18 protein-coding genes are annotated in these 20,175 nt (G+C 64.0%); 4 read left to right on the top strand and 14 right to left on the bottom strand.

Features of this window, described 5'->3' with window-relative positions:
- Positions 1 to 51 precede the first annotated feature (51 nt).
- Entirely contained in the window at positions 52 to 645 is a 594-nt protein-coding gene (locus ABXS05_RS05365; RefSeq protein ID WP_367623173.1) for a TetR/AcrR family transcriptional regulator, read from the top strand.
- Positions 646 to 673: 28 nt separating this feature from the next.
- Here ABXS05_RS05365 and ABXS05_RS05370 read toward each other — a convergent pair whose 3' ends face one another.
- The 4 genes from ABXS05_RS05370 to ABXS05_RS05385 all read right to left on the bottom strand — a co-directional run bounded on the left by ABXS05_RS05370 (position 674) and on the right by ABXS05_RS05385 (position 6,817).
- Positions 674 to 2,947 (bottom strand): FdhF/YdeP family oxidoreductase, encoded by a 2,274-nt coding sequence (locus ABXS05_RS05370; RefSeq protein WP_367623174.1) that lies wholly within the window; start codon positions 2,945 to 2,947, stop codon positions 674 to 676.
- 201 nt (positions 2,948 to 3,148) lie between these two features.
- Entirely contained in the window at positions 3,149 to 3,475 is a 327-nt protein-coding gene (locus ABXS05_RS05375; RefSeq protein WP_367623175.1) for an NIPSNAP family protein, read from the bottom strand.
- A 200-nt stretch (positions 3,476 to 3,675) separates the two neighbouring features.
- Complete coding sequence (locus ABXS05_RS05380) at positions 3,676 to 4,584, bottom strand: LysR family transcriptional regulator (protein WP_367623176.1); 909 nt, start codon at positions 4,582 to 4,584, stop codon at positions 3,676 to 3,678.
- Positions 4,585 to 4,666: 82 nt separating this feature from the next.
- Positions 4,667 to 6,817 (bottom strand): sodium-translocating pyrophosphatase, encoded by a 2,151-nt coding sequence (locus ABXS05_RS05385; protein WP_311935473.1) that lies wholly within the window; start codon positions 6,815 to 6,817, stop codon positions 4,667 to 4,669.
- Between the two features lie 409 nt (positions 6,818 to 7,226).
- On the opposite strand from ABXS05_RS05385, the gene ABXS05_RS05390 reads away from it, so the two are divergent.
- Entirely contained in the window at positions 7,227 to 8,774 is a 1,548-nt protein-coding gene (locus ABXS05_RS05390) for an esterase-like activity of phytase family protein (protein WP_367623177.1), read from the top strand.
- Between the two features lie 168 nt (positions 8,775 to 8,942).
- Here ABXS05_RS05390 and thiL read toward each other — a convergent pair whose 3' ends face one another.
- The 9 genes from thiL to ABXS05_RS05435 all read right to left on the bottom strand — a co-directional run bounded on the left by thiL (position 8,943) and on the right by ABXS05_RS05435 (position 17,018).
- A complete protein-coding gene (thiL, locus tag ABXS05_RS05395; RefSeq protein WP_367623178.1) occupies positions 8,943 to 9,929 on the bottom strand; it encodes a thiamine-phosphate kinase in 987 nt (328 codons plus the stop codon).
- Positions 9,930 to 9,943: 14 nt separating this feature from the next.
- A complete protein-coding gene (nusB, locus tag ABXS05_RS05400; protein WP_367623179.1) occupies positions 9,944 to 10,405 on the bottom strand; it encodes a transcription antitermination factor NusB in 462 nt (153 codons plus the stop codon).
- Positions 10,402 to 10,929: a 6,7-dimethyl-8-ribityllumazine synthase gene (locus ABXS05_RS05405; RefSeq protein WP_082980224.1), complete on the bottom strand. Its 528-nt coding sequence runs from the start codon at positions 10,927 to 10,929 to the stop codon at positions 10,402 to 10,404. Before ABXS05_RS05405 ends, nusB begins: the two co-directional genes overlap by 4 nt.
- A gap of 152 nt (positions 10,930 to 11,081) precedes the next feature.
- Positions 11,082 to 11,717, bottom strand: coding sequence for a riboflavin synthase (locus tag ABXS05_RS05410; RefSeq protein WP_367623180.1), 636 nt, complete (start codon positions 11,715 to 11,717; stop codon positions 11,082 to 11,084).
- Between the two features lie 3 nt (positions 11,718 to 11,720).
- Positions 11,721 to 12,860 carry a bifunctional diaminohydroxyphosphoribosylaminopyrimidine deaminase/5-amino-6-(5-phosphoribosylamino)uracil reductase RibD gene (gene ribD / locus ABXS05_RS05415; protein WP_367623181.1) on the bottom strand — a complete coding sequence of 380 codons (1,140 nt, stop codon included), beginning with the start codon at positions 12,858 to 12,860 and terminating at the stop codon, positions 11,721 to 11,723.
- 119 nt (positions 12,861 to 12,979) lie between these two features.
- Positions 12,980 to 13,456, bottom strand: a complete 477-nt coding sequence (gene nrdR / locus ABXS05_RS05420) for a transcriptional regulator NrdR (RefSeq protein ID WP_311935487.1) — start codon at positions 13,454 to 13,456, stop codon at positions 12,980 to 12,982.
- A 143-nt stretch (positions 13,457 to 13,599) separates the two neighbouring features.
- Complete coding sequence (glyA, locus tag ABXS05_RS05425) at positions 13,600 to 14,895, bottom strand: serine hydroxymethyltransferase (RefSeq protein WP_367623182.1); 1,296 nt, start codon at positions 14,893 to 14,895, stop codon at positions 13,600 to 13,602.
- Between the two features lie 179 nt (positions 14,896 to 15,074).
- Entirely contained in the window at positions 15,075 to 16,319 is a 1,245-nt protein-coding gene (locus tag ABXS05_RS05430; RefSeq protein ID WP_367623183.1) for a L,D-transpeptidase family protein, read from the bottom strand.
- Between the two features lie 291 nt (positions 16,320 to 16,610).
- Positions 16,611 to 17,018: a DUF6163 family protein gene (locus ABXS05_RS05435; protein ID WP_068298904.1), complete on the bottom strand. Its 408-nt coding sequence runs from the start codon at positions 17,016 to 17,018 to the stop codon at positions 16,611 to 16,613.
- 247 nt (positions 17,019 to 17,265) lie between these two features.
- On the opposite strand from ABXS05_RS05435, the gene hemB reads away from it, so the two are divergent.
- The gene (gene hemB / locus ABXS05_RS05440) at positions 17,266 to 18,303 is read left to right on the top strand and encodes a porphobilinogen synthase (protein WP_311935494.1); all 1,038 of its coding nucleotides are present in this window, start codon (positions 17,266 to 17,268) and stop codon (positions 18,301 to 18,303) included.
- Between the two features lie 9 nt (positions 18,304 to 18,312).
- Here the strand turns inward: hemB and ABXS05_RS05445 are convergent, their stop codons facing one another.
- Complete coding sequence (locus ABXS05_RS05445) at positions 18,313 to 18,594, bottom strand: Rdx family protein (RefSeq protein ID WP_068298899.1); 282 nt, start codon at positions 18,592 to 18,594, stop codon at positions 18,313 to 18,315.
- 195 nt (positions 18,595 to 18,789) lie between these two features.
- On the opposite strand from ABXS05_RS05445, the gene ABXS05_RS05450 reads away from it, so the two are divergent.
- Positions 18,790 to 20,127 (top strand): branched-chain amino acid ABC transporter permease, encoded by a 1,338-nt coding sequence (locus tag ABXS05_RS05450; protein ID WP_367623184.1) that lies wholly within the window; start codon positions 18,790 to 18,792, stop codon positions 20,125 to 20,127.
- Positions 20,128 to 20,175 lie beyond the last annotated feature (48 nt).

Here is a 20,175-nt window from a genome sequence, read left to right on the forward strand (position 1 = left end):
TTTATACGGAGGGTCCCTCCGTTTTGCAAGGGGCAGGCTGGCTGAATTCAGATGGTGGAGCAAACCGAGAAAACAAGACGCAAGCCGCGCGCCGATGCGATCCGCAATCGGGAACGGCTGCTGGCGGCTGCCAAGACCGTTTTCAGCAGAGGCGGCTCCGATGCGAGTCTGGAGGCGGTCGCAAGGCAGGCGGAAGTCGGCATCGGCACGCTCTACCGCCATTTCCCCACTCGCGAATCACTATTCGAGGCGGTCTATCGGCAGGAAGTGGATCATCTCAGCGAATTGGCGGAGCAGCTGAAGGACGATGCGGAGCCGGTCGATGCGGTCCGCCGCTGGTTGCATGCCAATGTCCAGTTGGTCGCGACCAAGAAAGGCATGCTGACGGCATTGGCACTCGCTGCCTACGCCCCGTCCGAACTCTATGCCTATTCCTTCGATCGCCTGACCACGGCGCTTGGCATCCTGCTGAACCGGGCCGTCGCCGCCGGACAGATGCGGGCGGACGTGACGCCGGAAGATCTGCTGCGGGCCCTGGTGGGCATGTGCTACATGCGCGACCATCCCGGCTGGCTGGAAGCCGTGCAGCGGCTCGTCGACGTTTTCGTCGACGGCCTGTGTGTCGGGGCCGCCAAGGCAGGTTGAGTGGCCAGCCGGCTGGCCTTCTTGTGCGTCAGCCTGTTTTCCGGATCCGCACCGGCACGGATTTGTAGGAAGGCGTCCCGCTTTCCTCATCCTTGTAGTCGAGGGGCACCAGCCCATTGGCTTCGGGATAATAGGCCGCGACCGAGCCACACGCGATATCATAGGCAATGGCGGTAAGCTTGAGTCGTCGCGGCTCGCCCGATGGCAGCGCCGTCTCGATCTCGACGAGATCGCCATGCTCCAGTCCCAGCCGGGAGAGATCCGCCGCATTCACGAATAGCACGTCACGACGGCCGAACACGCCGCGATAGCGATCATTCAAGCCGTAGATCGTGGTGTTGTATTGATCATGGCTGCGGATGGTCGCCAGCTTGAGCACGTCGGCGTCGGCGCTGGCTGTATCCTCTTCCAGCCCCTTGAAGGACAGGAACTCGGCCTTGCCCGATGGGGTCGGCCAGATGCGCTCGGTCGGCGGCAAAGGCAGGCGGAAGCCACCGGGGATGCGGATACGCTGGTTGTAGTCCTTGAAGTCCGGCAGGACATTCTCGATCGCATCGCGGATGAGATCGTAATCGGCCACCATCTCGGCCCAGTAAACCTTGCTGTCGGGCAGCGTCGCCATGGCGATGCCGGCGACGATGGCCGTCTCGGAGCGCAGATATTCGGAGGCCGGTGGCAGCTTGCCGCGCGAGGCATGCACCATCGACATCGAATCCTCCACCGTCACGGCCTGAGGCCCGCTCGCCTGCATGTCGCGCTCGGTCCGCCCCAATACCGGCAGGATGAGTGACTGCTTGCCGATGAGAAGCTGCGAGCGGTTCAGCTTGGTGTCGAGATGCACCGTCAGGTCGAGCTTGCGCATGGCGGCATGGCTGCGCTCGGGATCCGGCATGGCGACCGCGAAATTGCCGCCCAGGCAGATCAGGATCTTCGAGCTGCCTGCGTCGATCGCCTCCATGGCGGCCACCGCGTCATGGCCGTGATGACTTGGCGGCTTGAAGCCGAAAGTGCGCTCGATACCCTCGAACAAGGGAGCATTGGGCCTTTCGGTGATGCCGACCGTACGGTTGCCCTGCACGTTGGAATGGCCGCGCAGGGGGCAGATGCCGGCCCCCGGCTTGCCGAAATTGCCTTTCAGCAGCAGGAGATTGGCGATCTGCTGCACATTGGCAGTGCCCCGATTGTGCTGCGTGATGCCCATGCCATAGGCGACGATGGTGGCGTTCGAACGGGCATAGGCCGTCGCGACCTCGCCGAGCTGGGCCTTGCTGAAGCCGCTGATGGCCTCGATGGCCTGCCAGGACGTCGCAGCGAGGTCGGCAGCGAACTCAGCAAAGCCACGTGTGTGATTGGCGATGAAATCGTGGTCGAGGACTTTGTTGTCCGATGCTTCGTCCATCTCGACCAGGGCCTTCATGACGCCCTTGAGGGCAGCGGCATCCGCGCCGACCTTGACCTGATAATAGGACGAGGCGATCCGCGTGGAACCGAAGGTCCCCATCTCGACAGGGTTCTGGGGGTCGGCGAAGCGCTCGAGCGCCCGTTCCTTCAGCGGATTGAACACGATGATCGGCACGCCGCGGCGCGAGCATTCATGCAGCGTGCCCATCATGCGCGGATGGTTGGTGCCCGGATTGTGGCCCAGCGAGAGGATCAGCTCGCAATGGTCGAAATCCTCCAGCGAGACGGTGCCCTTGCCGATGCCGATCGATTGCGGCAGGCCGACGCTGGTCGCCTCGTGGCACATGTTGGAGCAATCGGGAAAATTATTGCTGCCATATTCGCGGGCAAAGAGCTGGAACAGGAAGGCCGCCTCATTAGAGGCCCGGCCAGAGGTGTAGAACTCGGCCATGTTCGGATCGGGTAGGCTGCGCAAGGCGGCGGCGATCCGCGCGAAGGCATCGTCCCATTCGATCGGCTGATAGGTATCCGTCTCCGAATCATAGGCCATCGGATGGGTGAGGCGGCCCTCGTTCTCGAGGTGGTAGTCGCTCCAGCCCAGGAGCTCGGTCACGGTGTGATCGGCGAAGAATTCCGGCGTGACGCGTTTGCTCGTCGCCTCCCAGGTCACCGCCTTGGCACCGTTCTCGCAAAACTGGAAGGTCGAGCGGTGCTCCTTGTCCGGCCAAGCACAGCCGGGGCAATCGAAACCGTCCGGCTGGTTCATCCGCAGGAAGGTCAGCGGCGCCTCGAGCACTTCCATCTGCGTGCGCACGGCCGCTGCCGTCGCCTTGAGGGCACCCCAGCCGCCGGCGGGGCTGTCATAGGCTCTGATCCCGGGAACGTCGCGCTTGCGGGCCATATATCCCTCCGCTCCTCTGAGTCTCGTTGGATCGTCGCGGGTCGCGGCCAACCCGGCCGCCCTCGCATATCGAGGAGCATACCGGGTTGTTTCGGCTCAACCCCAATCCAGCTTGCGCGTTCTCCCCATCCTGTCAACCGACATGAAAGACGCGGTCGGAAAGGTAGGCAGAGAGCCTGCGTCAGGGGAAATTGCCGCCTCTCAGATCAAGGGCGCGTAGTCGACAGCCTGCATGGCGCGATCTTCGATCACGCCGACCATCTTGCCGTCACGGGCCACGGTTTCGTCCTTGATGCGTTGCCATTCCTGATCGGCCATAAAGCGATCCCAGCTTGCTTTCATGGTCTCGGCATCCGGCCAGCGCAGCAGATAGACGAATTCCGTCCTCTCCGGCGTGGTCGTCTCCCATAGCGAAGCGAAATCAAAGCCATAGGTCTTCATGATACGGACGGCATGGTCACGAAAGCGAGCATGGAAAGCTGCCTTGTTGTGCTCGAATATTTCATAGATGCGCAATTGATAGATCATTGATTTCCTGCTCCTTCGGGCATGGCTGGAGCCGGCATGCAAAGCAAAGGCGGCCGTCATGGCAGCCGCTGCACATTTCAGGACATCGCGTCGGTCCGAGGTCTGAAGGTTCATGGCAACCGCTCCCGCTCAGCTCGGAAGCGATTTTGATCACCCAGCGATCATTGTAAAATATATTATAGATAATCGATTGATAGCTATCACATATCAAACGTGCTCAACTGACTGACGATTTCGATGAAGCTGTCGCGGATCGGCGAGGCGATATCGGCGCGCCAGCCGAGAACCATGTCCATGTGGCTCAATTCATCCGGTGCGGTGGTGACGATCGGACAAAAGGCCACGCCCTTGCGGTTCTCCTGGGTGGCCGAGGCCGGTACCAGCGCCACTCCGAGGCCGCCTGCCACCAGGCCGACGACGGTCTGCATCTCGCAGGCCTCCTGGGTGATGCGCGGCTCGAAGCCTGCATGGCGGCATAGGGCGATCAACTGGTCATGGAAGCTCACTCCCTCGTCGCGAGGAGTCATGATGAAATCCTCCCCGGCCAGTTGCTCGAGCCTTATCGCTGTACCGGCTGCGAGGGGATGATCGTCGGGTAAGGCCGCCAGGACCGGCTCACGCTCGATCCGCTCGAAGCGAATATCGGCTGCCGGTACGCCCGGCCAGCGCATGAAGCCGATATCGGCCTGTTTGCCTCGCAGGGCCTCGATCTGCTTGGCCGTGGTCGCCTCGCGCAGAACCAGTTCCACCTCCGGGAAACGGGAGCGGAAGGTTCGCAGTGCCAGTGGAACCAGATCGCGGCGGGCCGTGCCGACAAAGGTGATGGCAAGCCGACCCGCCAGTCCCGCCTCGATCCGGCGTGCGCGCAGGGCTCCCTGCTCCAGGGTTGCCAGGCAGGCTTTCGCCGTCTCCAGAAACGCGGCCCCGGCATCGGTCAAGGCGACATGACGATTGCTGCGTGTGAACAGGCGGGCGCCGACCTTCTCCTCGAGCTTGCGCACGGCCTGGCTGAGCGGCGGCTGGGCCATATGCAGGCGCTCGGCCGCGCGATGGAAATGCAGTTCCTCGGCGAGGACGACGAACTGGTGCAGGAGGCGCGTCTCGATCATCGGTCAGAACCATGGCTGCCGCTTCAAAACGAATGAGGGAGGGCATTGCCCTCCCTCACCCGCCATAGACTATCGCGAAAGCTCAGTGATGGGCCAGGATGGCCAGCAGCAGCAGCGCGACAATGTTGGTGATCTTGATCGCCGGGTTGACGGCGGGGCCTGCCGTATCCTTGTAGGGATCGCCGACCGTGTCACCGGTCACCGAGGCCTTATGGGCTTCGGAGCCCTTGAGGTGCTTGGTGCCGTTGGCGTCGATGAAACCGTCCTCGAACGACTTCTTGGCATTGTCCCAGGCGCCGCCGCCCGCCGTCATCGAGATGGCGACGAACAGGCCCGTGACGATCACGCCGAGCAGCATGGCGCCGACGGCGGCGAAGGCATCCGACTTCGAGCCGGTGATCCACAGCACCAGGAAATAGATCACGATCGGCGACAGGACCGGCAGCAGCGAGGGGATCAGCATCTCCTTGATGGCAGCGCGGGTCAGCAGGTCCACCGCCTTGCCGTAATCCGGCTTGTCGGTGCCCTGCATGATGCCGGGCTTCTCGCGGAACTGGCGCCGGACCTCCTCGACGATGGCCGAAGCGGCCTTGCCCACGGCGGTCATGGCGATGCCGCCGAAGAGATAGGGAATGAGGCCGCCGAGCAGCAGGCCGACGACCACGAAGGGATTGGCCAGCGAGAAGTTCGGCTGCACCCCGGCGAAGTAGGGATACTGGGCCGAATTCGAGGAGAAATAGGCAAGGTCCGAGGTATAGGCCGCGAACAGCACCAGCGCCCCGAGGCCGGCCGAGCCGATGGCATAACCCTTGGTGACGGCCTTGGTGGTGTTGCCGACGGCGTCGAGCGCATCCGTCGACTTGCGGACTTCCTTGGGCAGGCCGGCCATTTCGGCAATGCCACCGGCATTGTCGGTGACCGGGCCGAAGGCGTCGAGCGCCACCACCATGCCGGCGAGGCCCAGCATGGTCGTCACGGCGATCGCCGTGCCGAACAGGCCGGCAAGCGTGTAGGTGGCGACGATACCGGCGACGATCACGATGGTGGGCAATGCCGTCGCTTCCAGCGAGACCGCGAGGCCCTGGATGACGTTGGTGCCGTGACCGGTGACGGAAGCCTGCGAGATCTCACGCACCGGCCGGTAGCCGATGCCCGTATAGTACTCGGTGATCCAGACGATCAGGCCGGTCACCACCAGGCCGACGATGCCGCAGGCGAACAGGGAGGTGCCGGTGACGTCATGGCCGCCAATGGTGCCGATCGAGCCCCAGCCGATCAGGAAATGCGTGGCGACGGCCAGGCCCGCCACCGAAAGCACGGCCGAAGCGATGAAGCCCTTGTAGAGCGCGCCCATGATCGACTGGTTGGCGCCGAGCTTGACGAAGAAGGTGCCGACGATCGAGGTGACGATGCACGCCGCGCCGATACCGAGCGGATAGAGCAGCACGTTGGAGAGCACCGGCGTTCCGGCGAACAGGATCGCCGCGAGCACCATGGTGGCGACCACGGTGACCGCATAGGTCTCGAACAGGTCGGCGGCCATGCCGGCGCAGTCACCGACATTGTCGCCGACATTGTCGGCGATGGTGGCAGGGTTGCGTGGGTCGTCCTCGGGAATGCCGGCCTCGACCTTGCCGACGAGATCACCGCCGACGTCGGCGCCCTTGGTGAAGATGCCGCCGCCCAGACGGGCGAAGATCGAGATCAGCGAGGCGCCGAAGCCCAGAGCCACCAGCGAATCGATGATCTCGCGCGCCTGCTTGGGATCCGCGAAGGAGAGCTGCATCGGGCCGGTCAGCACATAGTAGTAGACGGCGACGCCAAGCAAAGCGAGACCGGCCACCAGCATGCCGGTGACAGCACCGGCCTTGAAGGCGACTTCGAGCCCCTGCCCCAGCGAGTTCATCGCAGCTTGTGCCGTGCGGACATTGGCTCTCACCGACATGTTCATGCCGATGAAGCCGGCAAGACCCGAAAGCACTGCGCCGATCAGAAAGCCGATGGCGCTCGGGATCGAGAGGAAATAAGCGACCAGCGCGAAGATGATGATGCCGACGCCGGAAATGGTGACGTATTGGCGCCTGAGGTAAGCCTGTGCGCCTTCACGCACGAAACCGGCGATTTCCTGCATCCGGGCGTTGCCGGCGGGCTGCGCCATCACCGACTGGAATGCCCAGATTCCGTAAACGAGGGAAAGCGCCCCGCACGCAATAATGACCCACAGAGAAAGCATGGACTAAATGTTCCTTGTTCTTTACTCGCACAAGCCACTGAACAAATCGCACGAACGAACGACCCCTGCCCTTCGTATCGAAGGTCAGGATATTGCAGGTGCGGCGAATCCTCCCACCGGAGCCGTCTGATTGTCCGGATTGCCGCGATGCTGCCAAAATCATACGGGCAGCGCAACCGACGCCGTGCGTTCGCGGCAAGTTCTTTCGAAGATCCTCTTGGTGCGTCACCCGCCGGAAAACTGTCACGCCTCTGTCATCGGCTCTTGCCAAGGAAGTCCACGCTGAAGCGTTTCGCAATTCGGCCATATTGCTGAAAATTGCGAAGACACGTCGAAACAACAATGACCGGGAGCAAAGACGCGTTTTCGCTGAGGCGCGTCTGTGTTCTGGCCACCGAGCGAGATTTCCATGCGCCTTCTTCGCACCATCCTTCTCACCACCCTCCCGGTTCTGCCGACGCTGGCAATGGCCGAGCCCCTTGCCATCAAGGAGCCCTTCGTTTCTTCCGCCCCGGGCGAAGAGAAGATCGATTTCGCCAGCGGCAGCTTCGTCAATCATGGCCTGGTCGGCGTCGGCCGGCTGAGTGCCGACCTCAAGGACGAAAAGGGCGACACGCTCGGCTCCTTCTCCTCCATGGCGATCGATCCCAAGAGCTGGAGCAAGACCGCCACCGGCTATATGGGCCAGCTCCGCTCCCTGCCGGACCGCGGCTACAACAATCCCGACAAGGGCCTGTTCTTTGACTATCAGGGCCGCGTCCTCGCCTTCGACTTCGCCTTCACGCCCTATTCCGGCCCTGCCCTGCCCGCCGCCGTCACCTCGCAGTCGCAGATCGAACTGAAGCCGCTCGACGGCAAAGGCGTCTTCCTCACCGGCCTCGACGGCAAGCCGACGACGGGGGCCGATCCCGCCGACAACACCGTCGAAATGGACGGCTATACCCTGCCCGTACCGCCGGCCGGAGCGCTTGGCGCCGGCTCCCTCTCCTTCGACGCCGAGTCGCTCGCCTATCGTTCCGATGGCAGCTTCTATGTCGGCGATGAATATGCCGCCGCCGTCTATCTGTTCGGACCGGACGGCAAGCTGAAGGGCCTCATCCCGCCTGGCCCGGCCCTGGTTCCCACCAAGAAGGGCAAGATCAACTTCACCTCGATGGAAGCGCCCGACACCGGCCGGCGCAACAATCAGGGCCTGGAAGCGATCTCGCTGACGCCGGATGGCAAGACCCTCTACGCCGTGCTGCAAAGCGGCGCGCTGCAGGACAGCTCGGCCGGCAAGAACCAGGCGAACCGTGCCACCACGCGGATCTACGTCTATGACGTCGCCTCGGACCCGCTGCCCAAGACCCCCAAGGCCGTCTACGCGATCGAACTGCCGGTTTATTCCAAGAAAGGCGACGGCAAGATCGACAGCACGGCCGCACAAAGCGAGATGGTGGCGCTCGACGACCACCGCTTCCTTCTGCTCGCCCGCGACGGCGCCGGCCATGGCTGCGACTGCAAGAATCCGGAGATGTTCAAGGCCATCCTGGTGGTCGACACCAGCGGCGCCACCAATCTGGCCGGCACGGACTATGAAACCGGCACCAAGCCGATCGCGCCCGCCAAGGACGACCGCAATGTCCTCGACCCCACCATTACCCCTGCCCGCTCGCAGGTGTTGGTCAACCTGTTGAACGCCACCCAGCTCGGCAAGTTCGGCCTCAACATCGACAATGCCAAGTCCAACGACCTCACCCTGTCGGAAAAATGGGAAGCCATGACGCTGGTGCCCGCCCTCGACCCGGCTGCGCCAAACGATGCCTTCCTGTTCGTCGGCAACGACAACGACTTCCTCACCAGGAAGGGCGTGATGAAGGGTCAGAGCTACGACGCCGGCCTCACCAACGACACGCTGGTGCTGGCCTATCGCCTGACCCTGCCGGAAGACCTTGCCAAGGCTTTGGCAGGGAAATAAGGGCATCGATGAGAGTGGGGGTAGTTGCCCTCACCCCCGACCCCTCTCCGAACCTGGGAGAGGGGAGCATCGGCGTCGCGGTTGATAACGGTCGGGCGAAGCGCACGACAACAAGGCGGAACACAACGCCTGCGGCTCCCTCTCCCGAATCGGGAGGGGGACAGCCCCTCAAAAATGACTGAAACTGCCTCGGGCGAACTGGACGTCGTTGCCCTCACTGTCGAACCATCTCGGAACATGATGACCCGATGTCACCACGCCGATCGGGCTGACTGGTACCCCGGAGTTCCGCGCTGCCGCTTCGAAAGCGGCGCGTTGCCCGGAAGGCACGGCGCAGAGGATCTCGTAGTCGTCCCCTCCCGTTAGGGCCGTTTCCAGCAACGTCGCGTCAAGCTTGCAGGCTGCCTGCGCGGCTGGCGAAAGCGGCACGGCATCGCGTTCGACATCGGCCGACGCACCGGAAGCCCTCAGCAGCTTGGCGAGATCGCCGACGAGGCCATCGGAAATATCCATCGAGGCCGAGGCGTGGGCGAGCACCGCCGGCGCCAGCGCCGTGCGCGGCTGTGGCAGGAGGTAGCGCCTGGCCAGGTGATCGCGCTCCACCTCTGCAAGCCCGGCCAAGGCAGCCGCGCCGCGACGTGCCAGCAGACCCAGAGCTCCGTCGCCGATGGATCCGCTGACATAGAGGATGTCGCGAGGCTGCGCGCCGTCGCGGCGCGGAATGCGATCGGAGGGCACCAGGCCGAAGGCGTTGACGGCGATCGTCAACGGCCCCGTGGTCTTGACCGTATCGCCGCCCAGCAGAGCGAAGGCGAATTCCTTGCCGTCGACCGCCAGGCCCTCGGCGAAGCGCTGCAGCCAGTCCTCACGCCAACCCGGCGGCAGGGCAAGGCAGAGCGTATAGGCATGCGGCCGCGCGCCCTTGGCGGCAAGGTCGGACAGGTTCACGCGCAAGGCCTTGCGCGCGATGAGATCGGGATCATCGTCGGCGAGGAAATGAATGTCGGCGACAAGCGCATCGATGGTGACCACCAGATGCTCGCCAGGCGGCACACTCAGCGTCGCAGCGTCGTCCGTCAGCCCGCGCGCGCCGGGATGGGTCGCGAGCGGGGCGAAGAAGCGGCTGATCAACTGGTCTTCGGTGAGCCGCGCCATGCGAGGACTGATGCTCAGGAAGCCTGGAGATGGTCGTTGCGTTCGGCCTTGGCGATCTTGTCGAGCACGGCGTTGACCATGCCGGCCTCCTCGCGATCGAGGAAGGCATGCGCGACGCTGACATATTCGGAGATCGTCACCTTCGGCGGGATGTCCTTGCGATGCAGCAATTCATAGACGCCGGCACGCAGGATGGCGCGCAGGATGGCATCCACCCGCTTGAGCGGCCAGCCATCGGCCAGCGCCTGGTCGACCTTGGGATCGATGCTGCGCTGCTCGCGCACGACCCCGCCGACGATGTCGCGGAAGAAGCTCTCTTCGGCCGGCGAATATTCCACGCCGTCGATCTCCTGGCCGATCCAGTGGTTCTCGAATTCGGCCAGCACCTCGACGACATTGGTGCCGCGGATGTCCATCTGGTAGAGCGCCTGCACGCTGGCAAGGCGCGCAGCGGAACGTTTCTGGGCGCGGCTCATGCCTCGACCCCATGCAGGCGGCGTTTCAGGGCAACCATGTGCAGGGCGGCATCGGCGGCGCCGCCACCCTTGTTCATTTCCGAAATGCTGGCGCGAACACGGGCCTGCTCGTCATTCTCGACGGTGAGGATGCCGTTGCCGAGCGGCAAGGCGCGCTGCACCGAGATGTCCATCAGAGCGCGCGAACTCTCGCCGGCGACGATGTCGTAATGGGTGGTCTCGCCGCGGATCACACAGCCCAGGGCGATTGCCGCATCATAGGCACGGCCGCGCTGTACCGCGGCGTCGAGAGCCATCACGATGGCCGAGGGGATTTCGAGGGCACCCGGCACGGTGAGCACGTCGAAGCTGCCGCCAGCCGCCTTGATGGCGCCGGTCGCGCCGGTGAGCAGCCCGTCGGCGATCTCTTCGTAATACCGGGCTTCGACGATCAGGATATGCGGCGGCAGCGGACCGCCGAAGCCGGACTCGGTATTTTCGAAGGAAGGGGCGGAGGAACTGGAAACACGCCTGGGACCGGCCATGGGAATTCTCGTCTCAGAGGAAAGGCAGGCTCTAAACGCGCCGCCTGAATGCTGTTGGATTGACGGCGTTCCTAGAGCATCGTGTCGAAAAGGGAAAGCCGGTTTTGAGCAGGAGGGATGTGACCGCGAAGCATGGCGGGGCGCGGCCTGTCTCAGCCTCCGGCGCGATCACTCCAACGTTCGGTCCCGACATCCGCCAGCCGCGCGGCATAGCGCGCCATGGTGTCGATCTCGATGTTAACAGTATCGCCCACCTCGGTATTGCCCCAGGTGGTGACGCACAGGGTGTGGGGGATCATCATCACGCCGAAATCCTGCCCCTCGACCTTGTTGACGGTCAACGACGTGCCGTCGAGCGCCAGCGATCCCTTCTGGGCGATGAAACGCGACAGGTCACCAGGTACCCGGAAGATGAATTGCGAGGTGCCGTCCTGATCCTTGCGATCCAGCACGGTCGCCACCCCGTCGACATGGCCGGAGACGATATGTCCGCCGAGTTCATCCCCGATCCGGAGCGCCCGCTCGAGATTGAGCTTATGCCCCACGCGCCAGGCGCCGAGTGTCGTGCGCCCGATCGTCTCGGAAGAGGCATCGACGGTGAACAGCGTGTCGCCACCCGGCCGCAGGGCCAGACTGGTCATGGTAAAGCAGATACCGGCCACCGCCATGGAGGCGCCCACCGTCATGGTGTCGGCGGGATAGGAGCAGGCGATGGTGATGCGCTTGGCGGAGCCGTGGTCCTCCAGCGCGACGATCTCGCCAATGTCGGTGATGATGCCGGTGAACATGGCTCAGTTCCTGCGTTGAATGGTCATGGTATCATGGCCGACCATACGAGCGGCCAGATTGGGCAATTGCCCGTCAATTTTCGCCTGAAGCTGCGACGTCAGGGCCGTCACTCCCTCCCCGATCGGTTCGGGCGAGGTGAACTGCACGAACTCCTCGACGAGATCGGCCTCGACCAGGCCGGCAGCCAGCTGGGGGCCGGCTTCGACCAGCAGGCGGGTGACGCCCCGTGTGCCGAGCAGGCGCAAGGCCTCGCCGAGATCGAGGGATGCTCCCCCGCTGGGCAAAAGGGCCGAGCAGCCGATCCGCATCACCTCCACCCCCGCCTCGACCAGGTCCCGTTCCGGTTCGACGGGGGCGTCGGCGCGAGCCATGACCCATACCGGCACCTCGCGTGCCGTCTCGACCAGCCGCGAGGAGAGCGGGAGCCGCAGCCTTGAATCGAAGACGATCCGCACCGGCGACTGGGCAGCCATGCCGGGCAACCTCACGGTGAGCATCGGGTCGTCTTTGAGCACCGTGCCGATGCCGACGGCGATGGCATCGCTCTGGGCCCGCATCAGATGCACATGGGCGCTCGCCTCCTCGCCGGTGATACGAACCGGGCGCCCGCCGGGACCGGCGAGCTTGCCGTCCGCAGAGACCGCGATCTTCACGGTGAGCCCGGGCCGGCCGAAGGTCACGCGCGTGATGTGCCCGACATGGGCCTGGAAGGCTTCATCCGCCAGCACACCCTCGCGAACCTCGAGGCCATAGCGCCGCAGCATGTCGAAGCCGCGCCCGCCCACGCGCGGGTCCGGATCGCGCAGCGCTCCAACCACACGCGCAATGCCGCCGCGCGCCAAGGCATCAGCGCAGGGGCCGGTGCGCCCGTAATGCGAGCAGGGTTCGAGGGTGACATAGGCGGTGGCCCCCTTGGCCAGTGCTCCAGCCTCGGCCAGCGCCTGCGTCTCCGCATGCGGCCGCCCACCCGGCTGCGTCCAGCCCCGGCCGACGATGATATCGGCGTCGCCGACCCGGCGGACGATCACGCAGCCGACGGCCGGATTTGGCCAGGTATTGCCAAATCCCCGCCGCCCCAGCGCCAGAGCCGCCCGCATAAAGCGTTCGTCACGCCGCAGGGCATCGATGGCGGAGACAGGCATGGCGAAAGTCACGGGAAAACATCAAACCGGCAAGGGGAGCTCGAAGCAGCAGATAAGCTTGCCGCATGCGTCATGCAAGCGCGACACGGGAATGTCGCGCCCACATGGACCGGCAGAGCTCACTCCTCGTCCACCCGCGTCTCGTCCTCAATGCTCAATTCATCGAGAACAGCCGTAAAGTCCTTGGCCTCGCTGAAATTGCGATAGACCGAGGCGAAGCGCACATAGGCGACATCGTCGAGGGCCTTGAGCCCCTTCATGACGATGCGGCCGATCTGCTCGGAGGTGATCTCGCTTTCCCCCAGGCTCTCGATCTGCCGAACCAGGCCGTTGACCAGCCGCTCAATGCGCTCCTCATCGACCGGGCGCTTGCGCAGTGCCGTGGTGATGGAGCGCGAGAGCTTGTCGCGGTCAAACGCAACCTTGCGGCCCGAACGCTTGACGACCGTCAGTTCACGCAATTGCACGCGTTCGAAGGTCGTGAACCGTCCCCCGCAGTCCGTACAGACGCGGCGGCGGCGGATCGAGGTTCCGTCATCGGTGGGGCGGCTGTCCTTCACCTGCGTGTCGGGCGCACCGCAATAGGGGCATTTCATGGATTATTCCTGGGAGTGCGGACATCCGACGTGCTCGCATGTCGCGATGTCCGCACTTCCTATACTGCACGCGATGCGTTTCCAAGAAGCGGACGTCGCAACATGCAGACATGTGGCTGAGATATCCGCTCTCCCGGCAGCGATCAGTAGATCGGGAAGCGGCCCGTCAGCTTGTTGACCTTGACGCGCACCGCTTCTTCGACTGCGCCATTGTTGTCGGCGCCGTTCTTGGCCAGGCCTTCCAGCGCCTCGGTGATGAGATCGCCGACTTCCTGGAACTCCTTGACGCCGAAGCCGCGCGAGGTGGCGGCAGGGGTACCCAGGCGGATGCCCGAGGTCACCATCGGCTTCTGCGGATCATAGGGGATGCCGTTCTTGTTGCAGGTGATGTGAGCCCGCTCCATCGCCTTCTCGGCAAAATTGCCGGTCAGGTTCTTGGGACGCAGGTCCACCAGCATCAGATGGTTGTCGGTACCGCCGGAGACGATGTCGAAGCCGTTGCCCTTGAGATTGGCGGCCAGGGCGGCAGCGTTCTCGACGACTTGGCTTGCATAGGCCTTGAATTCGGGGCGCAGCGCCTCGCCGAAAGCCACGGCCTTGGCGGCGATGACATGCATCAGCGGTCCGCCCTGCAGGCCTGGGAACACGGCCGAATTCACCTTCTTGGCGATCTCCTCGTCATTGGTGAGGATGATGCCGCCGCGCGGGCCGCGCAGGGTCTTGTGGGTGGTCGAGGTCGCCACATGGGCATGCGGGAACGGCGAGGGATGCGCATCGCCGGCGACCAGGCCGGCGAAATGGGCCATGTCGACGAAGAAATAGGCGCCGACCGCATCGGCGATCTCACGGAAGCGGGCGAAGTCCCAATGGCGGGCATAGCCCGAGCCGCCGGCGATGATCAGCTTGGGCTTGTGCTCATGGGCGAGACGCTCGACCTCGTCCATGTCGACGCGCTGGTCGTCCGGGCGCACATTGTAGGGCACCACGTTGAACCAGCGGCCGGACATGTTGACGGCCGAACCATGGGTGAGATGGCCGCCGGCATTGAGGTTGAGGCCCATGAAGGTGTCGCCCGGCTTCATCAGCGCCAGGAACACGCCCTGATTGGCCTGGCTGCCGGAATTGGGCTGGACATTGGCATAGGCGCAGCCGAACAGCTTTTTGACGCGCTCGATCGCCAGGTTCTCGGCCATGTCGACGAATTCGCAACCGCCATAATAGCGGCGGCCCGGATAGCCCTCCGCATATTTGTTGGTCATGATCGAGCCCTGAGCCTCCAGGACCGCCTTCGAAACGATGTTCTCGGACGCGATCAGCTCGATATGGTCGCGCAGGCGGCCCAATTCGAGATCGATGGTACGCGCCAGCTCCGGATCGGCAGAATGCAGATCGGCGGCGAAGAAGCTGTTCGACAGGGCGGCGGAGCGAGCGTCATTCATCGTGGCAGGGCCTCGTTGGAGAAGAGGCAGACGACATAACGGAGTTGCACCGCAAAGTCATGTCTGCAAGCGACCAAAGTTGCGCCAAGGCTGGAAAGGCGGGCTCCAAACGCGGCAACGCCGCAGACGAGGCTGCGGCGTTGCCAATCTCTTTCAGGACGGAGGGAGCAGCGCCCCGATCAGCCCTGCTCTTCCTTGGTGACCACGGAAAGCGAGGCGAAGCCATCCTTGTTGTAGATGTCGTCGCGGAATTCGACGAGGCCCTCGGGCGTCGCCCAGGCCGTGATATAGGCCCAGAACACCGGCACCTTGGCGGTCGGGTTGACGGTCGTCTGGGCGCCCGAACGGATCACTTCGTCGATGCGGTCGCGGGTATATTCGGTGCCCTGCAGGATCCAGGCGACCAGTTCGCGGACGTCCTGCACGCGGGCACAGCCCGAGGAATCGAAGCGGTAGTCCGAGCCGAACACCGACTTGTAGGGCGTGTCGTGCATGTAGACGCCATACTGGTTGGCGATGTTGATGCGCACCTGGCCGAGCGAATTGCCGAAACCCGGATCCTGCCTGAAGCGCATGCGCGTGGCCTCATCCGTGTTCCAGTTGATCTGCTCGGGCGTGATCTCCTGGCCCTGTGGGTTGAAGATGCGGATGTGGTGATCGGCCAGATAGCTCGGCTCCTTCTGCATCAGAGGGATCAGATCCTTCTTGATGATGGAGAGCGGCACGGTCCAATAGGGGTTGAAATTGATGTTCTGCACCACGGTCGACAGGATCGGCGAGGGCCGGTCCGGCTTGCCGATCACCGTGGAGTGGCGCTGCTCGACCGCGCCGTTGTTCACAGCTTCCAGCTCGGTCGCCGGAATGTTCATCATGATGTAGCGGTTGCCCAGATTGCCCATCGAGCGCAGGCGCACGATGTTCATCTGCAGCTGCTTGATGCGGACATCGATCGGAATGGCGAGGGCGGCGCGCGAGGTGTCGCCGACGACGCCGCTGGACAGGATGCCGTGGCGCGACTGGAAGCGCTTCACCGCACCGTCGAGATAGGAATCGAAGACGGGCGAACCGCCGAGCGACGGCGCCAGATCACCCGAGGCGATCAGGCGCTGGCGCAACGAGACGACGTCGGGGCTGCGCGAACCAAGCTGCAGGCGGCCCTTGCCGGTCACCTGGGGCCAGCCGCCCTGGGCAGCGATTTCACTATATTTCTGCAGGGCATTCTGCGTGGCCTGCAAGGTGTAGGCCGAGAAAGTGGGCGAGGAACTGCTGGCCTGCCCGATGGGGCTGGCCACGGAATCGTAGCGTTCCTTCATCTCCATCTGGCCCAGGCCGTAATCCTGCGCGGCAGCCGGACGCGCCAAGGCGGTCGCAGCGGCCCCGAGGGCCAAAGTGGAGAGAAAACCACGACGAGAATAGTCAGACATCTTGTTCTAATCCTGCAGCAAAGCCCGCTTGCGCCACGCACCTACCGTACCGGTAATTTCCTGCGGCCGTGAATTAGCCGAGCTCTTTACACGGGAGAGGTAAACGAACCGAGACCAAAATCAGACCTCGTCACCGGCCATTTGCGATCCCGGTATACGAAACTTGCGCAATGCCCTATCGCCAGAAAGCGGCAAAACCGGGACAAATGTGGCAAGGCCCGTCACGATCACCGCCATGTGAGCGCGAATCGCGCCTGCGTGACAAAGTTGCAACAATCCGGTCGCCGACTCTCACGGATGGCGCCGCTCGCGCGAGGCGAGAAAGGCCAGCCCGACATAGAGCAGGATCAGAACACCGATCGTCGTCATCATCGCATATTGCCGGCCGAAGATCTCCGGACGGAACAGCGAGATGATGAAATAGCTGCCGGAAGCGATCAGCCAGATGACCCCGCCCCAGGTCGCCGCCATCCACAGGCCGACGGCCGCCACCAGGTCGAAAACCGCGAACACGATCACCGCACTCTGGGTGAGGACCGGCATGCCGAGGAAGCGATCCGGATCGGCCTGCCCGATCCCCAGGATCAGGCACCAATGGATGATGCCCTTGGCCATCCATAGCACGGCGACGGCACGCATGAACCACAACAGATAGGCGCCGTAGGGCGGGCCGTCGCGGTCAAACTCGATATCGCTCATGTCGTGCCTCGTTGCTGTCGGTCCTTCTAACCGTGCAAGGAGCCGAGGGCAAATCACCCGGCCGCATGGAGGCGATCGAAGCCTGGCCGATGAAGGGGACGAGGAATGCCTGCCATCTCGCGGGTGCTCCCCGGTTTTTGACCATCGAGCCCCTGCATTTGCCGCTGCCGGGGTGTGACATGACGGCATGCCTCCGCTGCACCGGATGTGATAGAACCTTTCCAAAGTTCATTTCGAAGAGACTGCCATGCCTTCCTCCGTCACCCCGCTCAAGCCCGCCCTCGCCTCCGCCTCGGACCGTCTCGACCTCGTCGAGCGCCCGCGCCGCAACCGCAAGAGCGAATGGGCCCGCCGGCTGGTGAAGGAGAATGTGCTCACCACCAATGATCTGATCTGGCCGATCTTCGTGCAGGAAGGCGAGAATCTGAGGAGCCCCGTAGCGGCGATGCCCGGCGTCGACCGAGTCAGCATCGACATCGCCGTCGAGGAAGCGCAGCGGGCCGCCGCCCTCGACATCCCCGTGGTGGCGATCTTCCCCTACACCGATCCTTCGCTGCGCGACCCCACCGGGAGCGAGGCCCTGAACGCGCAGAACCTGACCTGCCGGGCCTGCCGCGCCATCAAGGCCAAGGTGCCCGAAATCGGCCTGCTGACCGACGTGGCGCTCGATCCCTACACTTCGCACGGCCATGACGGGCTGCTGGAAGCAGGACGCATCCTCAATGACGAGACCGTCGCCCTGCTGGTGCGCCAGGCCCTGGTTCAAGCCGAATCCGGTTCCGACATCATTGCACCGTCCGACATGATGGACGGCCGCGTCGGCGCCATCCGCGCCGCACTCGATGCCGCCGGTTTCCTCGACGTGCAGATCATGGCCTATTCGGCCAAATATGCCTCGGCCTTCTACGGCCCGTTCCGCGAGGCGGTCGGCTCCTCCGGCGCGCTCAAGGGGGACAAGCGCACCTATCAGATGGACTATGCCAATTCGGACGAGGCTGTACGCGAGGCCGAGCTCGACATCGCCGAAGGCGCCGACATGATCATGGTCAAGCCCGGCCTGCCCTATCTCGACATCGTCGCCCGCCTCAAGCAGAGCTTCGGCCGCCCGACCTTCGCCTATCAGGTCTCGGGTGAGTATGCGATGATCATGGCCGCCGCCCAGAACGGCTGGATCGACGGCGAAAAGGCGATGATCGAGAGCCTCACCGCCTTCAAGCGTGCCGGCGCCGACGGCATCCTCACCTATTTCGCACCGCGCGCCGCCGAATATCTGCGCGGCAGATAGCAGGCCGGCCTATCTATCGATATGGCCGAGATCGCGATCGGGATCGAGCCGGTCGCGCACCAGCTGCTTGAGAGCTTTCACGTCGGGAAAGCCGCCGTCGCGCTTGCGCTCCCAGATCTCCTGGCCCTCATATTCGATGCGGAAGGCACCGCCGGTGGCCGGCACCAGCGTAACCTCGCCCAGATCTTCCGAAAAGGTCGAGAGCAGTTCCTGGGCCATCCAGGCTGCCCGGAGCAGCCATTGGCATTGCCGACAATAAACGATGGTCACACTGGGCTTGCCGTCACGCATCACGAGTCTCGAAACAGGAAAGGGATTCGACGATATCCCCGCCGCCGCCTCAGGAAAAGCTCGCGATTGAGTGGCCCCTCACCCGGGACGGCCGGGTTTGCTGTCCGAATCGCGGCAAGCCTGTAATCTGCTTGCAGGCAGCGCCGACATAAAAATCGGGTCAACCGGTGTGGCGCGAAGATTCAGGCGGCACCCTTGATCCATCGTGTCATCGCCTTGCTTCTCGTCACTTTGTGCCTGGCTTCCTGTCGCGACAGCCTCGACCCGCAGGAAATCCGCATCTGCCGGCAGACATTGCCCGCCGTGGCGCTCGACGCAGACGGACTTACGGTCACTGCCGTTACCCCTGCCTCGCCACCGTTCAAGATCCGCATCGACTATCGGACGCTACACCAGGGACGCAGCAGCAATCACAGCGTGTTCTGCGCCTTCGGACCGAGCCCGCCGGATAACCGGTTCATCGAGCTGAGTGCCCTGGCCGCGGACGGCAGAGCCTTTGCTGCCTGGAAGCTCCACCTCCTCAAGCGCTATTGGCTCGAACGCCCCGAGGCCGCCCTTGCCGATCCGGGCCCCGGTGAAACCATAGCCGATATACCCGAGGTCCCCAGCAGCATTGCCTTTCTGGTGCAGAGTCTCGGCAACGGGGTGCCGACCACGGCCATGACCATGCTGATCGCAGTGGCCTATGCCCTCGTCTTCGGCCTGGTCCAGCGCATCAACCTGGCCTTCGGGGATTTCGCCACGCTCGGCGGCGTGATGAGCGTCTCGATCATGCTGATCATGCTGGCGCTCGGCTCCCGCTCTCCGGCCCTGGACCTCGTCGTCGTGTTCGCGGCTGCGGTCGGCCTCGTGGTTCTCGCCGGTCATATCGTGGAAAAACTGGTCTTCGCCCCCCTCGCCTTCCGGCGCGGCCAGACCATCCTGATCGCAACGGTGGCCGTGGCATCGGTCATGCGCGAGGCGATGCGCGTCGCCCAGGGTCCCAATGATCGCTGGGCACCGCCGGTCACCAGTCCCTATCTGCCGGTGGTGCGATCGGGCGATTTCGTCGTCCATTTCACCGTCATGCAGATGTCGATCGGTGCGGCCGCGGCCATCGTCGCCATCGCCGTCGTCGTGCTGATGCACCGCAGCGAGCTCGGCCGGCGCTGGCGCGCGATATCGGACGATGCCCTGATGGCCAACCTTGTCGGGATCTCGAGCCGGGGCATGCTGGCCTTGACCTTCGGCCTCGCCTCCGCGCTGGCCGGTTTCGCCGGTTTCATCATGACCGTCTATTACGGCGGAGCCGATGCTTATGGCGGAGCCATGATCGGCTTGAAGGGCCTGGTCGCAGCCGTCATCGGCGGCATCGGTTCGATCGAAGGGGCGCTGCTCGGCGGCCTCGTGCTCGGCCTGTTCGAGGTTGTCTGGCAGGCCTATTTTCCGATCGAGCACCGGGACGTGGCCGTGATGACCTTTCTTGTCCTCATGCTGATCTTCCGTCCGGGCGGGCTGTTCGGCTTTGCCGATGCCACGCCCCGGCAGGTCTGACGACCGGCTTCAAAAACGACGCCGGGCGCGATAATTTGATCTCGCCCG

The sequence above is a fragment of the Labrys neptuniae genome, from assembly GCF_040797145.1.
GTDB lineage: Bacteria > Pseudomonadota > Alphaproteobacteria > Rhizobiales > Labraceae > Labrys > Labrys neptuniae.